The following is a 15,954-nucleotide window of genomic DNA, read 5'->3' as shown; positions in this document are numbered from 1 at the left end:
TCCACGAACCGTGCCGGCGGGCCGGGTTCGAGCTCCGGGGCGCCGGCATGATCGCGGATTGTGCGGCGGAACAGGTCACATCTGATGCATTCCGCCGCACGGATGTGGATCACCTGGCCGACGAGCCGCGCCACGACGGCTCCTCGGGCAGGGTGGAGCGCCATGAGCGAGAACGCCGGGGCCACGCCCGCGACCGACACGACGAGCGCGGACCCGGTCCTCCATGGTTTGTCGGCGATCCTGGACCACACGCTGCTCCACGAACCGTGCCGGCGGGCCGGGTTCGAGCTCCGGGGCGCCAGCATGATCGCGGATTGTGCGGCGGAACAGGTCAGATCTGGTGTGTTCCGCCGCACGGATGTGGATCACCTCGGCATCGCTCGGAGAGCTGCCACCTGACGCTGACCACAGGCGAGCCGCGCCGCGACCGCTCCTCGGGCAGGGTGGAGCGCCATGAGCGAGAACGCCGGGGCCACGCCCGCGACCGACACGACGAGCGCGGACACGGTCCGCGCCTTCCTCGCCGCGCTCGAGCGGTTCGACATCGACGCCGCGGGGGCCCTGCTGGACCCCGACGTCGTGTACGAGAACGTCTCCCTGCCCGCCGCCCACGGTCGGGCCGCGACGCTGCGGCTGCTGCGCTCGATGCCGCGCGCATTGTCGGGCTTCGAGGCGCAGATGCACCGGCTGGCCGCGACCGGACCGGTGGTGCTGACCGAGCGGACCGACGTCCTCGTCGTGGGCCGGGTCCGGGTGGCCTTCTGGGTGTGCGGGACCTTCGAGGTGCACGGTGGCCGCATCACGCTCTGGCGCGACTACTTCGACTGGGCGGCCACGACGGGCGCGCTGTTCTCCGGGGTCGCGCGCGCCATCGGGTCGCTGGTCCGCCGCAGGCCCTAGGTTGGGCCCCCGATCAGACGGGACGGTTCCGCTGGGGAGGTCTGGGTGTGCGGTGATCGGGGGCGCCGTGGATGACCCGGTGCAGTTCGAGGCGGAGCTGGCGGCGGTGGTGGCCGTCGGCGGATGGGACGCGCCGCGGCGCATCGTCGAGCTGTGTGTGGCCCGGCTGCCGGTGACCGGGGCGGGCATCACCCTGATGTCCGACGCCGACCGCCAGCAGCCGCTGTGGGCCTCGGACGAGGTCGCCGCGCGGATCGACGAGCTGCAGTTCCGGCTGGCCGAGGGCCCCTGCGTCGAGGCGTTCACGACCGGTCGGGCGGTCGTCGTCGCCGACATCACCGACACCCGCGACGCGCGCTGGCCGATGTTCTCCTCGGCGGTGCGGGAGACCCCGGCGCGGGCGATGGTGGTGCTGCCGTTGCAGGCGCGGGACGCGCTGATCGGGATCCTGGACTTCTACCGTGACCGCCCGGGGCTGATCGCTCCCGCCGACCTGGCCGCGGCACAGCGCGCCGCGGACGCGACGTTCTGGTCGTTGCTGGGCCTGCGTCCGGGGCGCACCCTGGACGAGAGCGGGGCCCCAGCGCCCGACGACGACCACGATCCGCACGGGTGGCTGGCCGGGGCGCCGCTCGAACACGTCGAGGTGTACCAGGCCACCGGGATGATCGTGGCCCAGCTGGACGTCTCGTCCGATGCGGCCCTGGCCCGCCTGCGCGCGACGGCGTTCGTCGAGGACCGACCGATCGCCGAGGTCGCGCGCGACGTGGTCGAGCGCCGGCTGCGTTTCTCCGATGGGGTGGAGTAGATGGCTCGACGTGGTGAAGAAGTGCGCCACGAGGCGCGGGAAGGCCTGCTGGTCGAGACGTTCGTCCGGCTGGCGGACACGCTGGTGGCCGACTACGACGTCGTCGACCTGCTGACCGAGCTGTCGGTCAAGTGCGTCGCGCTCTTCGCCGTGGACACGGCCGGCCTGCTGGTCGACGACGGTCGCGGCCGGCTGTCGGTCCTCGCCTCGTCCGACGACGACACCCGATCCCTCGAGCTCTTCGAGCTGCAGGCTGACGACGGTCCGTGCCTGGAGTGCCTGCGCACCAGCCGCCCCGTCAGCGCCGCCGACCTGAGCCGGGAGTCGCGCTGGCCGCAGTTCGTGTCCCGGGCCCTGGCGGGTGGGTTCGGCGCGGTCCACGCCCTGCCCCTGCGGTTGCGGGAGCAGACCGTCGGGGCGCTCAACCTCTTCACCACCGCTGCCCAGGAGCTCCCGGTCAGCGACGCGCGGGCCGCCCAGGGCCTGGCCGACATCGCGACCATCAGCATCCTCCAGGACCGGCGGGTCCGCGATCAGAGCACGGTGACGTCCCAGCTGCAGCACGCGCTGCACAGCCGCGTCGTGATCGAGCAGGCCAAGGGGGTGATCGCCGAGCGGGCCGGGGTGGACATGTCGACGGCGTTCGATCGGCTCCGCAGCCAGGCCCGCCGGTCGCGGCGACGGCTCAGCGACCTCGCCGGGGACATCGTGGCGCGCCGGGTCGAGATCCCCCGGGAACCCCGGCCGGGTCCGCCGCCGACCCAGGGCCCACCGCCGTGATCGCCTCGCCGCCGGTGCTCACGGTCTCCCCGCGAGACCGGCGACGGCGGCGCGGCGGGCGCTACCGGGCGCGCGCCGCGACCTCCGGCGACCGCGGTCCCGTCGCGTTGGCGTCGTCGACCGCCACGACCTGGTAGTAGTACGTCGCGCCACGCACGGTGGACGCGTCGCGCCAGCTGCAGGTGGGGGTCCGGCAGGTCAGGATCCCGAGCGCGGCCTCGCGCCCCGGCGCCGTGCTGCGCATGATCACGTAGCGGTTGACCGGACTGCCGGTCATCACGGGTGCCGTCCACGCGAGGTCCACCCCGGCCACGCGGTCGGTGGCGGCGGTGACCTTCGTCGGGACCCCCGGCGCGGGCCGGGGCGGGGCGGGGCTCGTGGTGCCGGGCGCGCCCGTCGTGGTCGTCGGGGCGGTAGTGGTGGTGGGCGCGGTCGTCGTCGTGGTGGGCGCGGCGGTCGTCGTCGTCGGTGCCGTCGTGGTGGTGGTGGGTGCCGTCGTGGTGGTCGGTGCCGTGGTGGTGGTCGGGGTCGCGCTCGTCGTGGTCGGGGCCGTGGTGGTCGGCTGCGTGCTGGTCACCGGGGCCGTGCCGGTCGTCGACGTGGTCGTGCTCGTCGTCGGGGGAGTGGTGGTCGTGGTCGGCGGCGTCGTCGCCGGGGGTGCGCCGCAGACCAGGTCACCGTCGGTGTTGCCGTCGGTGTACTGCGCGAGGGCGGCGGTCCCCCCGGTGAACGTGGTGGAGCAGTTGCGGCTCGCGGCGTCGAGCGTGCTGAGCCCGGCGATCCACAGCGGTGCCTGCTCCATGGGGTGCTTCGGGGTGAACGCGCGGGACCAGGAGGAGCGGTAGGTCGCGGCGTTCCCGGACGCGTACCCGCCCGTGATCTGGCCCCACTGGTAGGCGGTGGAGTAGATGCCGACGCTCGCGACCCCGGAGTCGTGCAGCGCGTCCAGGGCTCCCTGCAGGGCGGCGGCGTTCGCCGAAGTGGAGCCGTTCCAACTGTTGGCCAGCTCCACGTCGAGCCACCACGTGCGGCCCGAGGCGCCGCTGACGGCGTTCTGCGCGATCTGCAGGGAGTTCTTCCCGCCGTGCCAGCCGTAGTCGTAGGCGCAGCCGGGGTCGGACGCCGACGTGCGGTCGGTGCACAGCGCGGGGTCGCGGCTGCCGCTGGCCGGCCAGTAGAAGGTGGAGATCGACCCCGGGTTGCCGGTGTTGGCGTAGAGCGCGGCGCTGCCGGTGCGCGTCGCCCAGGCGTACTGGGTGGACAGGCACGGGTTGGCCGTCGAGACCTTGCCGCCGTTGACCCCCACCACGCCGAACGTGCCGGTGCTCGGGAGGGCGGTGCCGCACTGCGGGTAGGAGACGTCGTGGCCCACGGCCCCGGGCGGGGCGATGAGCGCCCACGCCGTCAGGGAGGCTCCGGACGCGACGAGGATCGCGACCAGCGCCACGACCAGCGCCACGCGTCGGCGCCGTCGCCCGCCGGCGGTGGTGCCGCCGTCGGGACCGGGACCGGCCGCCCGGACCGCCGCGGTGTCCGCCTCCGGCACCACCGCGCCGCCGGCCGTGACCGACGGCGTCGGCACCCGCTCGAGGCGGATCACCATGGATTGCTCCCCCCACGTGGATCGTCGTGCCCGTGATCGCGGGGAGGTGACCTCTTCGTTACCGGCGGCACGGCTGCCGGGGCCCCGATCACCCGGTCGGGGGTGCGGACGCAGGACCGGCCGTGTCCGGATCCGGGAACTATTTGCCGGAGGCGGGGGTCACGGCGACGCCGAGGCGGACGATCGTGGACGGCCATGGGGAATGACGACGTGAGGCCGGGGCGGCGGGCGGAGGGCGGAGCCGACTCGTCGGTGGGGGAGCACCTGGTGTGGCACCAGGAGCTGATCTGCCCCGGTGAGCTCTGCCGCGGGAGGGTCCGGCGCTTCCCGCCGGGTGAGCTGGTCGACGGCGGACGCGGTGAGCGTCGTCGCTGCCCGGTGTGCGGGACGTCCACGACGGCGCCCGCGTTCTACCTCCTGCGCGGGGATCGCGGCGATCGCGGCGTCGAGCCGTCGTCGGGAGCGTGCTCCGAGCGGTGAGCAGGCGGGCACCCGGCGGCCGTGCCCGCGCAGCAGGGCGGGACACCGGGTCCGCGGGCCCCGGTTCTCCGGGATACGCCTGGATCAGAGCGACGAGGGACGCTCGTCCCTCACCCTGGAGGGCATGCCGCAACGCAGACCGTCGACCGAGTGGCACGCCCCACCGCAGGGCGACGGCGGCGAAGTCGGGTCCCGGGCGGGGATCGTGGGCATCGGGCTGGTGGGCGGGGTGGTCGGCGGTCTGATCGGCGGCGGCAGCGGAGTGCTGTTCGTCCCCGCGCTGGACCGCTTCACGTCGATGAGCCGCGCCCGGGTGCACGGCACGTCCACCCTCGCGAACATCGGCGTCTGCGTGGCCGGCGCCTCGGCCTACGCGTTCGGTGGCGGCGCGCTCGACCTGCGGGTCGGCACCGGGATGCTGATCGGCGGGACCCTCGGCGGACTCGTCGGACCGCGCCTGCTGGCCCGTGCCTCGGAGACCCTGCTGCGGGTGCTGCTGATCGTGATCCTGGTGCTCACCGCGGCCAAGTTCTCGGTCGACGCGCTGGGGCTGCCGCTGCTGACCCACGCCGTCGTGCCGCCCGGGCTGCTCGCCCACCTGTGGTTCGTGGTCCCGACGACGATCGCGGTGGGACTCGTGATCGGGGCCTGGTCGGGGGCGATGGGGCTCGGCGGCGGGCTGCTCGCCGTGCCCGCGCTGGTGCTGCTGTTCGGGGTCGAGCTGCACGTCGCGGCCGGGACGTCGTTGCTCATGTTCATCCCGAACTCGATCGTCGGTTCTGTCGTGCACGTGCGCCAGGGCACGGCGTCCTCTGGCTGGGGGTGGCTGCTCGGGCTGACGTCCGCGCCCGGCGTGGTCGCCGGGGCCGCGCTCGGGCTGGCTCTGGACGCCTCGGTCCTCGGTCTGGTCTTCGCGACGTTCGCACTGCTGATGGCGCTCCGCGAACTCGTCGCGCTGCTCCGGCGCACGTCGTCGGGCCGCTCCGACGTCGGGAAGATCTACCCTGGGAGCACCACGACACCTCCCGAGGAGGTCCCATGATCCTCACCATCATCGGATGGATCGTCTTCGGCCTGATCGCCGGGTTCATCGCGCGAGCGCTCGTGCCCGGCAAGGACGACATCGGTCTCCTCCGGACGATCCTGCTCGGGATCGTGGGCTCCGTGGTCGGAGGCCTGATCTTCGGCCTGCTCACCGTCGGCATCAGGGGCTTCCACCCCGCCGGGTGGATCGGCTCCATCATCGGCGCCGTGATCGTGCTGCTGATCTACAACGCCGCGACCGGCCGGAAGCGTCGCGTCGGGCGGTAGGACGCCCCTCGGTCAGCGTCCGGGGAGGATGACGATCTTCCCCGCGACGCCGCCGGCCTCGGCCCGGCGCATTCCTGGCCGCACGACATCGACGACCGCCTGATCGACGCCGTCACCGGGCTCTGATCAGCGCGGCTGGATCTCGCCCATCGGCGCGAAGCCGTCGTGGGGGGTGTCGATGTAGAGGATCTGCGGCTGCGCGGAGACGAGGTCGGGCGCGGCCTCGAAGAACTTCTTCACGTAGGGCTGGGCGACGTGGGTCGCGCCCGCGTCGGCGTCCCGGAAGCCCTCGATGCAGACGAACTCGTTCTCGTCGGTGAGGCTGCGGGAGAACTTGAAGAACAGGCAGCCCTCCTCGGCGTTGACGTCCTCGGCGTAGGAGTCGGCGAGGGCCAGCCAGTCGTCCATCCGCTCGGGCCGGATCGGCATGACGATGTTGATGACGATCACGGGGTGCTCCCTCGGACGACGGCGTCGGCGCGGCCATCGTCGTCAGGTCGTCCCGCGGTCGTCAACGCCTCGGGCGCCGCCGCGGGTCCGGCGCGATCTCCGGGCCCCCGACTTCCCCCGGCGGGAGCCCACGGTGTGGAGTGGGCGCCGTGACGACGTCGTTGTGCTCCCCGCCCCCCTCGCCGATGTCCGGGAGCGACGCGTGAGGGGCGCCGAGGCGCTCGTCGGCTCGCTGGTCGGGGCCGGCGTCGACGTGTGCTTCATGAACCCCGGCACCTCCGAGATGCACTTCGTGCAGGCGCTGGACTCGGTCCCGGAGATGCGCGGGGTGCTGACGCTGTTCGAGGGCGTCGCGACGGGGGCGGCGGACGCCCACGCCCGCATCACCGGGCGGCCCGCCGCGGTCCTGTTGCACCTCGGTCCGGGGCTCGGCAACGGGATCGCCAACCTGCACAACGCCCGCCGGGCCCGGACCCCGCTCCTGCTCGTCGTCGGGGCACACGCCACCGACCACGTGCGCCACGACGCGCCGTTGCAGTCCGACATCACCGCGCTGGCGCAGACGGTGTCCGGCTGGGTCCACACCTCCGGCGACGTCCGCGACGTGGCCGACGACGCGATGCGCGCGGTGGCCGCGACCTCGGAGCACGGCGGTCAGGTCGCGACCCTCGTGCTGCCGGCCGACGTGTCGTGGTCCGAGGGCGGCGCGCTCGCCCCCGCACTTCCGGCCACCTCGCCGTTCCCGCCGGCGCCGGGCCGGGTGGCGGCCGCCGCGGCGGCGGTGCGCGAGCCCGGTGCGGTGATCCTGCTGGGCGGGCCGGCCCTGACCGTGGACGCGATGGACGCGGCCGGGCGCATCGCCGCCGCGACCGGGGCCCGGCTGCTGGTGGAGACGTTCCCGCGGCGCTGGGACACCGGTGCCGGCCGGCCGCGGGTGGACAAGCTGGCCTACTTCGCGGAGGAGGCGATCGCGCAACTCGAGGGGGCGTCGTCACTGGTGCTGGCAGGCGCCCGCTCCCCGGTGTCGTTCTTCGGCTACCCGGGGGTGCCCGGCGACCTCGTGCCCGACGGGTGCGCGGTGGTGGGGCTGGCCGACCCGGCGTCCGACGTGGCCGCGGCCCTGGCGGAGCTCGCGGACGAGGTGGCCCGGGACGCGGTGGCCGAGCCCGCGCCGCACCGGGCACCGGAGCCCGCACCCGGGCCGCTGGACGTGCGGTCGCTGTGCGCCGCGGTCGCCGCGACCCTTCCCGAGGAGGCCATCGTCGTCGACGAGGCACACACCGCCGCGGCCGTCCTCGCCCCGGCCCTGCAGACGGCGGCTCCGCACACCCAGCTCGCGCTCACCGGCGGGGCCATCGGGCAGGGCCCGCCCGCCGCGCTCGGGGCGGCGATCGCGGCCCCGGACCGGCCGGTCGTCGCGGTCCAGGCCGACGGCAGCGCGCTCTACACCCTCCAGGCGCTGTGGACCCAGGCCCGCGAGCAGCTCGACGTCACGACGGTGCTGATCAACAACTCGGCGTACGCCATCCTGCGGGTGGAGCTGGCCCGGACCGGGGCGGGCGAGGCGGCCCACTCGGGCCGGGCCGGGCGGATGCTGACCCTGGCCGACCCGACCCCGGACTTCGTGTCCCTGGCGACCGGCTACGGCGTGCCGGCGCGGCGGGTGGAGACCACCGAGGACCTGCTCGACGCGCTGCGGTGGGCGCAGGGCGAGCCGGGCCCGCACCTGATCGAGGCGATCGTCCCGGCGTTGGGCTGAGCGGCCGGGCCGGGTGACCCGGTCCGGCGGCCTCGCCCACGACGGCGGTCAGGTCGGGTACGCCCCGCGGTACTCCCGGGCGGCAGCGGGTCCGGACGGGCCCTCGTCCGGGCGCTTCTCGACGAACCGCGTCAGCGCGGCCTGGAACTCGGCGTCGCCGAAGTCCCGGTCGATGGCCGCGAGCTCGGCGGCCGCGGTCGCGACCTGGTCGAGCCGGCTGGGCGGAGGCGGCGGGCACAGCCGCTGCTGCGCGGCGAGCGAGGTGTAGCGGCGGGCCACGTCGAGGGCCCACTCGCCCAGGTCGGCAGGCGCGAGCCCGTCGGGAGCGACCTCGTCGACCAGGCCCATCCGCTGGGCCTGGTGCGGACTGACGGGCAGACACTCGGTGAGCAGGGCGTGGCGGGTCTCCGCGTCCGGGATCCGCTGACGCAGCGTCCAGGTGTGGTGCTCGGAGCCGTGCAGCCCGCCCATCCCGACGTAGTGCGGGTTGAGGTTGACCGTCGGGTCGGCGATGACGTGGTCGCCGCACAGGGCGAGGAACGCGCCGCCGGCACCGGCGTCCCCGTCGACCAGGACGACCACCCGCTTCCCGGCCCGGCGCAGGTCGAAGAAGCGCTCGCAGACCTGGTTGATCGCGCGGATGTTGTCCCGGGCCTCCCGCTCCATGGCCGCTCCGAGACCCGGGTCGGCCCCGTAGATGTGGTTGAGATGGATGCCGTTGCCGAACGGGTCCCGGCCCCCGCCGCGGAAGAGGACCGTGGTCACCTCCGGATCCTCGAGGACCGCGCCGAGGGCCGCGTCGACCCGGCGGCAGAACCCGGTCGACCACGCCCCGTTGTAGGCGCCGGCCGTGACCACCGCGGTGGCCTCGTCGGGGTACTCGACCCGCACCGGGCGGAACCCGCGGCCGGAGCCGGGGGAGTCCGCCGTCGGCGTGCCCCGGCCGACCCACCACGACGCCGGGAGCTTGAACGTCCGCCGCTCGGGGGTGCCGCGGCTCTTGAGGCAGCCCACCCAGACGCTCGCGCGGTGACCGTCGCGCACCGGGCCGGCCGCGACCCGGACGGCGCTGTCGGGCAGGACCTCCACCACGTCGCCGGGCTCGGCGCCGTGCGGAGCCGGACCGCCGAGGTGCACGTCGTAGACGTAGGTCTCGGTGCCCAGCAGTTCGGCCAGGACGCCCGGGGCGCCGTCACGGGCGGCGGCGAGCCGGACGATCTCCTCGGCCGGGAGCGTCCACTCGAACCCCACGTCCTTCTGCTTCACCGGGTTGTTCCACGTCCCGAGCACCGAGGGCCGGTCGTGGTCCACCGTGACCGCCCGCGGGTCGCGGGTCAGCAACGTCTCGAGCCCGCGCACCGTCGCGGCCCGGTGCAGGCGGGAGTAGAGCCAGCTCTTGGTCAGCGCCGGGTCGTCCGGGTACCGGATCGTCTCCGTCGTCAGGACCGGCCCCTCGTCCCACCCCTCGTCCGCCCACAGCAGGGTGTGGCCGGCGAACCGGTCCCCGCGCAGCCGCGCCCAGTCGATGGAGGACGGCCCGCGGTCACCGAGCCGTCCGGGATGGTTGATCGCGACGCGGCCGTAGAGCTCGGCCGGCACCCGCGTCGTCAGGGTCGGGGCGACGACGAGGTCCGGCGACAGGTCGCGGTAGGCCGCCACCATGTCGTCGGGTCCCGTGGGTGCGTGGAAGCACACCTGCGCCCCGAGATCGCGGAGCCGGGTGTAGGCGGCCATGGTCATGCCGCCGAATCCGTCGGCGAACAACAGGACGCGCTGGTCGGTGCCGGGCACGGGCGGACTCCTTCTCGACGGCGCGCCGCCCGGGACGGCGCGCGACGGAGCCGGTCCCGATGATGGAATGGGGACCGGAATGGTGAGGCCTCGGCGCGCGGGAGGCGCCGATTCTGTCGGCGATATCGATGGAAATGGCCGTGTCCTGATCGGATTCCAGGAGTAACGCGGTCACTCACGTCATCGCGCTGCCGCCTCTCCTGCGCCGGCCGAGCCGGTCGATCCCCAGAAAGCCGCTGGTGATGGCACACCACGCCGTATGCGGTGTCAAACCTCCACCCGGCAGGGACACGTCGCCGCTCTCGCCGACGCCCGAGTCCGGAGAGCCGAGGGTCTGCGTCCGCACGGCGGACGACCCGTTCCTGCTCCGGACGTCGATACCGTCCGCCGAAAGACCAGGCCCGCCGGAAAGGCCGATGGCGGGACCGTGGGTGAGCAGGGAACTCCCGATCCCGGGAGATCACGACGCCGGCCGGCGCGACTTTCGTGGGAGGCAACTCCACTGCGGACCACGCGCCCCGGTCGGCCACAGGGAACTGAGACCCAGGTCACGATGCCCCGGCCGAGTCCGCTAGCCAGGAAGGCGGAACCCGGCCGGCCCTCACAGATCCAGTGGTCGACCGGCGCATGTGAGAGGTGAGGTCGAGGTGGCTGTCCGGCGATGGGGGGACACGCGTGTCCACCGCGGCACCGGGCGATCGGGGGACACCGCCGTCGGCTCCGGCAGGCGACCCTTCTCGGGACGGTCGGGGCAGGACCCGGCCGAGGACGAGACGGAGGCACGCATGACCCTCCCGGGGGAGAGCAGGAGCCCGTGCGACGAGGAGGTCGACGCCGACGGCTTCGTGGTCCTGGTGGTCGATCTCGTGACCGGCCACAGCGACTGCTACGGGCCGTACCGGGACGCCGCGCACGCCCGGGGGCAGGCCGAGTGGCGCCGCCTCGAGTACGACCTCGCCGATCTGCCCGACGTCGTCGTCGGCCTCGTGCCGTGGCACGACGAGGGCGGCCGGACCACCGACACCGCGGCCGGCTGACCGCCGCTGCGGGCGACGGCGCCGCGGGACGGATCAGCGGGCGTAGCGCTCGCGGGCGCGCTCCCGTGCCTTGTGCGCCTCGACCTCGCGATCCTTCGGCGGGGCGGTGGTGACCAGCTCGTCGAGGAGCGTGCGGGTGCTCGCCGTGATCTCGGCGACCGCGCGGGCGAACGCGTCCTCGTTGGCCTTCGAGGGACGCGCCGCACCGCTGATCTTGCGGACGTACTGCAGGGCGGCCTCGTGCACCTCGACGTCGCTGGCCGGGGGCTCGAAGTTGTGGAGGACCCGGATGTTGCGGCACATGTCGCGATCGTGCCCCATCGGCCGGGGGCGGTTCGAGACCCTGGCCGGTCGGCGGACCGTGGAAGTTGCTCTCCGTGTTCTTCTTCCTCCATTCACATGGCGGTAGCCCCCTTCGGGGTCGATGCCGCCCATTCTCAGGAGACATCGTGGTCGATACTTCACTTGCAATCGTCGGTGCTGGTCCGTACGGGTTGGCCGTGGCGGCCCAGGCGCGGCGTCTCGGCATGGACCCGATCGTGCTCGGCGAGCCGATGGGCTTCTGGCGGGAGCACATGCCGCAGGGGATGTTGCTGCGCTCCGGGCCGGACTGGCACCTCGACGCGGCGGGTGTGCACACCTTCGAGGCCTACCTCGCACAGCGCGGCATCGACCCGGTCGACGTCGACCCGATCCCGGTCGACCTGTTCGTCGACTACGCCACCTGGTTCCAAGAGGTCGCCGGCCTGCAGGTCCGACGCGAGTTCGTCACCGCGCTGCGCCGCACCGACGACGCCTTCGACGTCGAGCTCGAGGGGGGCGACCGGTTGTCGGCGGCGGCCGTGGTCGCCGCGCCGGGCATCAGCCACTTCACCAACACCCCGCACCGGGCCGTCGCCGGCCTGCGGCCGGACCGGGTGACCCACACCTGCTTCCTCACCGAGGTCGACCGCGCCCGCGACGCCCGGACACTCATCATCGGCGGACGTCAGAGCGCGTTCGAGTGGGCCGCGCTCCTGGCCGACGCCGGCGTGGAGGCCGTCCACGTGGTCTACCGCCACGACACTCCCGAGTTCACCGCGGCCGACTGGCGCTTCGTCGACCCGATGATCCACCAGACCCTGGCCGTTCCCGGCTGGTTCCGGCGGTTGCCGGCCGAGCGTCGGGACGCCATCGCCCGGCAGTTCTGGTCGGTGGGTCGCCTCACGCTCGAGCCGTGGCTCACCCCGCGCATGCCGGACGGGATCGTGCACCGCCACCCGCGGACCGAGGTGATGAGCTGCGTCGAGCAGCCGAACGGCGAGATCCGTGTCGAGCTCTCGACCGGGGAGGTCCTCCTCGTCGACCACGTCGTCCTCGCCACCGGCTACCGCGCCGACATCGATGCCGTGCCCTACCTCCGGGAGCTGTCCGGACTCGAGTCGGTCGACGGGTTCCCGGTGCTCGACGAGGGGATGCAGACCAGCGTGCCGGGCCTGTTCCTCACCGGCTTCGCCGCCACCCGCGACTTCGGCCCCTTCTTCGGCTTCGTCCGTGGCTGCCCGGCCGCTGCCGAGATCATCGGGAGCGAACTCGCCCGGGTCCTCCCGAGCCCTCCGGTGCTCGTCTGACGACGGCGCGGCGGCTGTCGGTGGCGGAGACGACGATCATGAGTGCGGTGAGCGCGAGTGTTCCGACGGCGATCGTCGACAGGGCCGTGTCGAGGGGGAGCAGCGTCGTGAGGACGCCGACCAGCAGGGTCGGGAGCCCGGCGCCCAGGTAGAAGGCCGAGTAGACGGCGGCGGCCGTGCCGCTGGCCCGTTCCGGTGGGGCCGTCGTGGCGACGACGGTGGTCGCCCCGCCGTAGAGCAGGCCGTTGGCCAGGCCGGAGACGACGCAGGCCACCAGGACCCCGACCAGGGTGGTCACGCCGAGCGCGAGGACCACGAGCGACGCAGCCAGGGCGACCAGGCCCACGATCTGGGAGCGACGGGGTCCCAGTCGGGTCACCGCCGGCACGGTCAGCGTCGACCACACCAGGAGCGCTCCGGCGATCCCTCCGGCCACCAGCGGATCCCGCAGGTCGAGGAAGCGTTGGGCGACCGAGGAGATCAGTCCGAGGAAGAGACCGACCACCGCCCAGCCGAGGAAACCGTTCACCGCCGCCACGACGAGGGCCCGCCGCGCGCTGCGGGTCACGCCGGGTCCGCCGGCGGTGGGCCCGAGGGACGCCCCTCCATCGGCCGACGGCCCGGGCTCGCGCACGGTGCCGAGCCCGACGAACACGATCCCGAGCAGCACCAGGTCCACGCCGAAGGGCAGCAGGCCGGGACGCGGGCCGTACCCGGTGAGCGCGCCCCCGAGGACGGGGCCCAGGCCCGTGCCGAGGATGAACACGATGGCCGACACCGCGCCGGCGCGCACCTTGTCCGCACCGCTGGTCGCGACGGCGACCCCGGCGCCGGTCATGACGGCGAGCGCGAGGCCGTAGGCGACCCGGCCGAGGATCAGCCAGCCGGTGCCCGTCGCCAGGGCGAGAGCGAGGGAGCCGGCTGCGGCGACGGCGATGCCGCAGCGCATGACCCGACGCGGGGGGAACCGGTCGCCCAGGGGGCCCAGCAGGAACACCGCGGGCACGCTGACCAGGGGATAGACCGCGTAGACGACCGTCAGCGTCACGTCGCTGAAGCCGAGCTGCGCCTGGTAGGCGGGGTAGAGCGGGCTCGGGATGCCGGCGCCGGCGGCGCCCAGGGCGAGCAGCGCGAGCGCCCAGGCCCGCGCGGGCCCTGACGGCGCCCGGGACGGACTCCGCGAGGCCGTCGTCTCGACCGACGGGGACGCACCGGCGCTCATGACCACGACGATGCGCGGGCGCGGACTGTTAGCACCAGCGCGCGTTTCTTGATCGAGCGCGTAGCATCGCTTCATGATCGACCCGCGGTTGCGGACGCTGCAGCTCGTGGCCCACCACGGCTCGGTGAGTGCGGCGGCCAGGGCGTTGCACTTCACCTCGTCCGCGGTGTCCCAGCAGTTGCGCGGGCTCTCCGAGGACCTCGGGGTGGCACTGGTGCGACAGGTCGGGCGCCGCATGGAACCCACGGCGGCCGGACACGTCCTGCTGCGTCACGCCGAGGCGTTGCACGCCCGGGCCGAGGCCGCGCGCGCGGAGCTGGCCGGCGCGGAGGACTCGCCGGGGATGGTCGGGCTGTGCGGGTTCTCCACCGCGGCGGCACGCTTCCTCGTCCCTAGCGCCGCCGCGTTGCGCGAGCGGTTCCCCGGACTGGTGATCCAGGTCGTGGAGGCGGAACCGGCGCGCTGCATCGACCTGTTGCTCGCCCGCGACTGCGACCTCGCGGTGCTCGTGGTCGACGACCGCGTGCCGCCCGAGACCGACCGGCGCTTCGAGCAGCACACCGTGCTCGACGACCCCATCGACCTCGCGGTGCCGGTGGGCCACCGCCTCACCACCCTGCCCGAGGTGACGCTGCGCGATGCCGCGTCCGAGCCGTGGATCACCTGCCGTCCCGACAGCGCCTACCACCGCCTCACCCTCGCCGCGTGCCAGGCCGCCGGCTTCCGCCCGACCGTCGCGCACCACGCCGAGGAATGGGACACCGGGACCGCGCTGGTCGCCCACGGATTCGGGATCTTCATGCTCCCGCGGCTGGCCCCGGTGCATCCCGGCACCGACGTGGTCCGACTGCGCCTGACCGGAACGGCCGCCCCGGTGCGGCGGATCGTGGCCATGACCCGTGCGGGCGGCGCCGCGCAACCCGTGATCGTCCACGCGCTGGCCTCGATCAGGAGCGCTGCCGCGTCGATCCTGCTGTAGACCGCGCCGTCCCCGCACGACGGGCGCCCGGATCGCCACGGGACCGGCGTGATTGCCCGGTGACGGCGAGCGCTGCGACAATCCGCCTCCTCGACGCGTCCGGGGGGACCACATGACGGCGGCGGTGGGGACGGCCCGGCTCGTCGTGCGTTTCCTGCCCGTCGGGGCGGCCCTGTTCTGCATCCAGCTGGACTTCTTCTCGCTGAGCCTCGCGCTCCCGTCGATCGCGGCCGATCTGGGCACGTCGACGACGAACCTGCAGTGGCTGCTGAGCGGCTACATGATCGCGGTCGGCTCGCTGCTCATCCCGGGGGGACGGCTCGGGGACGTGCTCGGGCGGCGCGCGGTGCTGCTCGCCGGGATCACGCTGTTCGGGCTGACCTCGCTGGTCTGCGGCCTGGTCTCGTCGGTGCCGGTGCTGATCGCGGCGCGGGTCGCCCAGGGCCTCGGTGCGGCCGTGGTGCTGCCGACCGCGTTCGCCCTGGTCACCAACGCCACGACCGAGGACGTGCGGCCCCGGGTCGTCGGGGCGCTGATCGGGATCGGCGGGGTCGGCACCGCGCTCGGCCCGGTGGTCGGGGGCGTCCTGGCCTCGACCGTGAGCTGGCGGTGGGTGTTCCTCCTGAACGTCCCGGTGGCGGTCCTGGCGGTGCTGGGCGGGTTGCGGCTCCCCGAGTCCCGGACCGGCTCGGGGCGACGCCGGATCGGCGGGCTGGACTGGTGGGGCGTGGTCACGGTCGTGGCCGCGCTGGCGCTGATCAGCGTCGGTGTCGACGACGTCGGCGTCCGCGGGTTCACCAGCATCCGCACGCTCGGGGCGCTGGCCGCGGGGATCGTGCTGCTCGGGGTCTTCGCGGTCGTCGAGACGCGGGTCGCCGAGCCGCTCGTGCGTCCGGCGCTGCTGCGCGACCGTGCCTACGTGGTGCTGGTGGTCACGGCGACGCTGGCCAACATCGGCACCGTGGTGTCGATCCTCGCCGCGACCCTGGAGCTGCAGAACGTCCGCGGACTGTCCGCGGCGACGGCGGGCCTGCTGTTCTTCGTGGCCTCGGTGGGGCTGGCGCTGTGCGGACCGCTCTCGGGCCGGCTCAGCGTCCGGCACCCGGCGGCCCGGATCATGGCCGTCGCGCTGCTGCTCGCCGCGCCGTCACTGGTCCTGCTGGCGGTCGCCGGCCCGCTCCCGCTCTACGCGCTGGCCCTCGCCCTGTGCGGGGTCACGACCGG

At 74.1% G+C, this 15,954-nt stretch carries 17 protein-coding genes; 12 read left to right on the top strand and 5 right to left on the bottom strand.

Annotated elements, in window-relative coordinates:
- Positions 1–162 precede the first annotated feature (162 nt).
- The 4 genes from AC0CYZ_RS15840 to AC0CYZ_RS15825 all read left to right on the top strand — a co-directional run bounded on the left by AC0CYZ_RS15840 (position 163) and on the right by AC0CYZ_RS15825 (position 2,488).
- A complete protein-coding gene (locus AC0CYZ_RS15840; protein ID WP_472216986.1) occupies positions 163–399 on the top strand; it encodes a hypothetical protein in 237 nt (78 codons plus the stop codon).
- Between the two features lie 54 nt (positions 400–453).
- Positions 454–900, top strand: a complete 447-nt coding sequence (locus AC0CYZ_RS15835; protein WP_472216984.1) for a limonene-1,2-epoxide hydrolase family protein — start codon at positions 454–456, stop codon at positions 898–900.
- Positions 901–979: 79 nt separating this feature from the next.
- Entirely contained in the window at positions 980–1,708 is a 729-nt protein-coding gene (locus AC0CYZ_RS15830) for a GAF domain-containing protein (RefSeq protein ID WP_472216982.1), read from the top strand.
- The gene (locus AC0CYZ_RS15825) at positions 1,709–2,488 is read left to right on the top strand and encodes a GAF and ANTAR domain-containing protein (protein WP_472216980.1); all 780 of its coding nucleotides are present in this window, start codon (positions 1,709–1,711) and stop codon (positions 2,486–2,488) included.
- Between the two features lie 61 nt (positions 2,489–2,549).
- Here AC0CYZ_RS15825 and AC0CYZ_RS15820 read toward each other — a convergent pair whose 3' ends face one another.
- Positions 2,550–4,091, bottom strand: coding sequence for a hypothetical protein (locus AC0CYZ_RS15820; RefSeq protein WP_472216978.1), 1,542 nt, complete (start codon positions 4,089–4,091; stop codon positions 2,550–2,552).
- A gap of 195 nt (positions 4,092–4,286) precedes the next feature.
- Between AC0CYZ_RS15820 and AC0CYZ_RS15815 the strand changes: the two genes are divergently transcribed.
- The 3 genes from AC0CYZ_RS15815 to AC0CYZ_RS15805 all read left to right on the top strand — a co-directional run bounded on the left by AC0CYZ_RS15815 (position 4,287) and on the right by AC0CYZ_RS15805 (position 5,882).
- Positions 4,287–4,571, top strand: coding sequence for a hypothetical protein (locus AC0CYZ_RS15815; protein ID WP_472216976.1), 285 nt, complete (start codon positions 4,287–4,289; stop codon positions 4,569–4,571).
- 124 nt (positions 4,572–4,695) lie between these two features.
- On the top strand, positions 4,696–5,613 hold the full coding sequence (locus AC0CYZ_RS15810) for a sulfite exporter TauE/SafE family protein (RefSeq protein ID WP_472216974.1): 918 nt from the start codon (positions 4,696–4,698) through the stop codon (positions 5,611–5,613).
- Positions 5,610–5,882, top strand: coding sequence for a GlsB/YeaQ/YmgE family stress response membrane protein (locus AC0CYZ_RS15805; RefSeq protein WP_472216972.1), 273 nt, complete (start codon positions 5,610–5,612; stop codon positions 5,880–5,882). The genes AC0CYZ_RS15810 and AC0CYZ_RS15805 overlap by 4 nt, the downstream gene beginning before the upstream one ends.
- 126 nt (positions 5,883–6,008) lie before the next feature.
- Here the strand turns inward: AC0CYZ_RS15805 and AC0CYZ_RS15800 are convergent, their stop codons facing one another.
- On the bottom strand, positions 6,009–6,332 hold the full coding sequence (locus tag AC0CYZ_RS15800) for a putative quinol monooxygenase (RefSeq protein ID WP_472216970.1): 324 nt from the start codon (positions 6,330–6,332) through the stop codon (positions 6,009–6,011).
- A gap of 202 nt (positions 6,333–6,534) precedes the next feature.
- On the opposite strand from AC0CYZ_RS15800, the gene AC0CYZ_RS15795 reads away from it, so the two are divergent.
- Complete coding sequence (locus AC0CYZ_RS15795) at positions 6,535–8,091, top strand: acetolactate synthase large subunit (RefSeq protein ID WP_472216968.1); 1,557 nt, start codon at positions 6,535–6,537, stop codon at positions 8,089–8,091.
- A 48-nt stretch (positions 8,092–8,139) separates the two neighbouring features.
- Here AC0CYZ_RS15795 and AC0CYZ_RS15790 read toward each other — a convergent pair whose 3' ends face one another.
- Positions 8,140–9,882 (bottom strand): enoyl-CoA hydratase-related protein, encoded by a 1,743-nt coding sequence (locus tag AC0CYZ_RS15790; protein ID WP_472216966.1) that lies wholly within the window; start codon positions 9,880–9,882, stop codon positions 8,140–8,142.
- Between the two features lie 785 nt (positions 9,883–10,667).
- Between AC0CYZ_RS15790 and AC0CYZ_RS15785 the strand changes: the two genes are divergently transcribed.
- Entirely contained in the window at positions 10,668–10,919 is a 252-nt protein-coding gene (locus AC0CYZ_RS15785; RefSeq protein ID WP_472216964.1) for a hypothetical protein, read from the top strand.
- Between the two features lie 33 nt (positions 10,920–10,952).
- Here AC0CYZ_RS15785 and AC0CYZ_RS15780 read toward each other — a convergent pair whose 3' ends face one another.
- Positions 10,953–11,222: a DUF2277 domain-containing protein gene (locus AC0CYZ_RS15780; protein ID WP_472216962.1), complete on the bottom strand. Its 270-nt coding sequence runs from the start codon at positions 11,220–11,222 to the stop codon at positions 10,953–10,955.
- Between the two features lie 74 nt (positions 11,223–11,296).
- On the opposite strand from AC0CYZ_RS15780, the gene AC0CYZ_RS15775 reads away from it, so the two are divergent.
- Positions 11,297–12,529: an NAD(P)-binding domain-containing protein gene (locus AC0CYZ_RS15775; RefSeq protein WP_472216958.1), complete on the top strand. Its 1,233-nt coding sequence runs from the start codon at positions 11,297–11,299 to the stop codon at positions 12,527–12,529.
- Here the strand turns inward: AC0CYZ_RS15775 and AC0CYZ_RS15770 are convergent.
- Entirely contained in the window at positions 12,477–13,751 is a 1,275-nt protein-coding gene (locus AC0CYZ_RS15770) for an MFS transporter (protein WP_472216956.1), read from the bottom strand. The genes AC0CYZ_RS15775 and AC0CYZ_RS15770 overlap by 53 nt on opposite strands.
- A gap of 73 nt (positions 13,752–13,824) precedes the next feature.
- On the opposite strand from AC0CYZ_RS15770, the gene AC0CYZ_RS15765 reads away from it, so the two are divergent.
- Both AC0CYZ_RS15765 and AC0CYZ_RS15760 read left to right on the top strand, forming a co-directional pair.
- The gene (locus tag AC0CYZ_RS15765; protein WP_472216954.1) at positions 13,825–14,730 is read left to right on the top strand and encodes a LysR family transcriptional regulator; all 906 of its coding nucleotides are present in this window, start codon (positions 13,825–13,827) and stop codon (positions 14,728–14,730) included.
- A 112-nt stretch (positions 14,731–14,842) separates the two neighbouring features.
- The coding region (locus AC0CYZ_RS15760) for an MFS transporter (protein ID WP_472216952.1) at positions 14,843–15,954 on the top strand (1,112 nt) is incomplete at its 3' end.

The sequence above is a fragment of the Actinomycetospora sp. genome, from assembly GCF_055612215.1.
Note: the sequence above shows the minus strand (reverse complement) of the source record. Positions and strands in the feature narration are given on the sequence as shown.

Excerpts from the sequence above, each read along its gene's own strand:
- AC0CYZ_RS15815 (WP_472216976.1), top strand. The coding sequence starts at position 4,287 with ATGGGGAATGACGACGTGAGGCCGGGGCGGCGGGCGGAGGGCGGAGCC.
- AC0CYZ_RS15820 (WP_472216978.1), bottom strand. The coding sequence starts at position 4,091 with ATGGTGATCCGCCTCGAGCGGGTGCCGACGCCGTCGGTCACGGCCGGC.
- AC0CYZ_RS15785 (WP_472216964.1), top strand. The coding sequence starts at position 10,668 with ATGACCCTCCCGGGGGAGAGCAGGAGCCCGTGCGACGAGGAGGTCGAC.
- AC0CYZ_RS15835 (WP_472216984.1), top strand. The coding sequence starts at position 454 with ATGAGCGAGAACGCCGGGGCCACGCCCGCGACCGACACGACGAGCGCG.
- AC0CYZ_RS15805 (WP_472216972.1), top strand. The coding sequence starts at position 5,610 with ATGATCCTCACCATCATCGGATGGATCGTCTTCGGCCTGATCGCCGGG.
- AC0CYZ_RS15840 (WP_472216986.1), top strand. The coding sequence starts at position 163 with ATGAGCGAGAACGCCGGGGCCACGCCCGCGACCGACACGACGAGCGCG.
- AC0CYZ_RS15765 (WP_472216954.1), top strand. The coding sequence starts at position 13,825 with ATGATCGACCCGCGGTTGCGGACGCTGCAGCTCGTGGCCCACCACGGC.
- AC0CYZ_RS15825 (WP_472216980.1), top strand. The coding sequence starts at position 1,709 with ATGGCTCGACGTGGTGAAGAAGTGCGCCACGAGGCGCGGGAAGGCCTG.
- AC0CYZ_RS15780 (WP_472216962.1), bottom strand. The coding sequence starts at position 11,222 with ATGTGCCGCAACATCCGGGTCCTCCACAACTTCGAGCCCCCGGCCAGC.
- AC0CYZ_RS15770 (WP_472216956.1), bottom strand. The coding sequence starts at position 13,751 with ATGAGCGCCGGTGCGTCCCCGTCGGTCGAGACGACGGCCTCGCGGAGT.
- AC0CYZ_RS15810 (WP_472216974.1), top strand. The coding sequence starts at position 4,696 with ATGCCGCAACGCAGACCGTCGACCGAGTGGCACGCCCCACCGCAGGGC.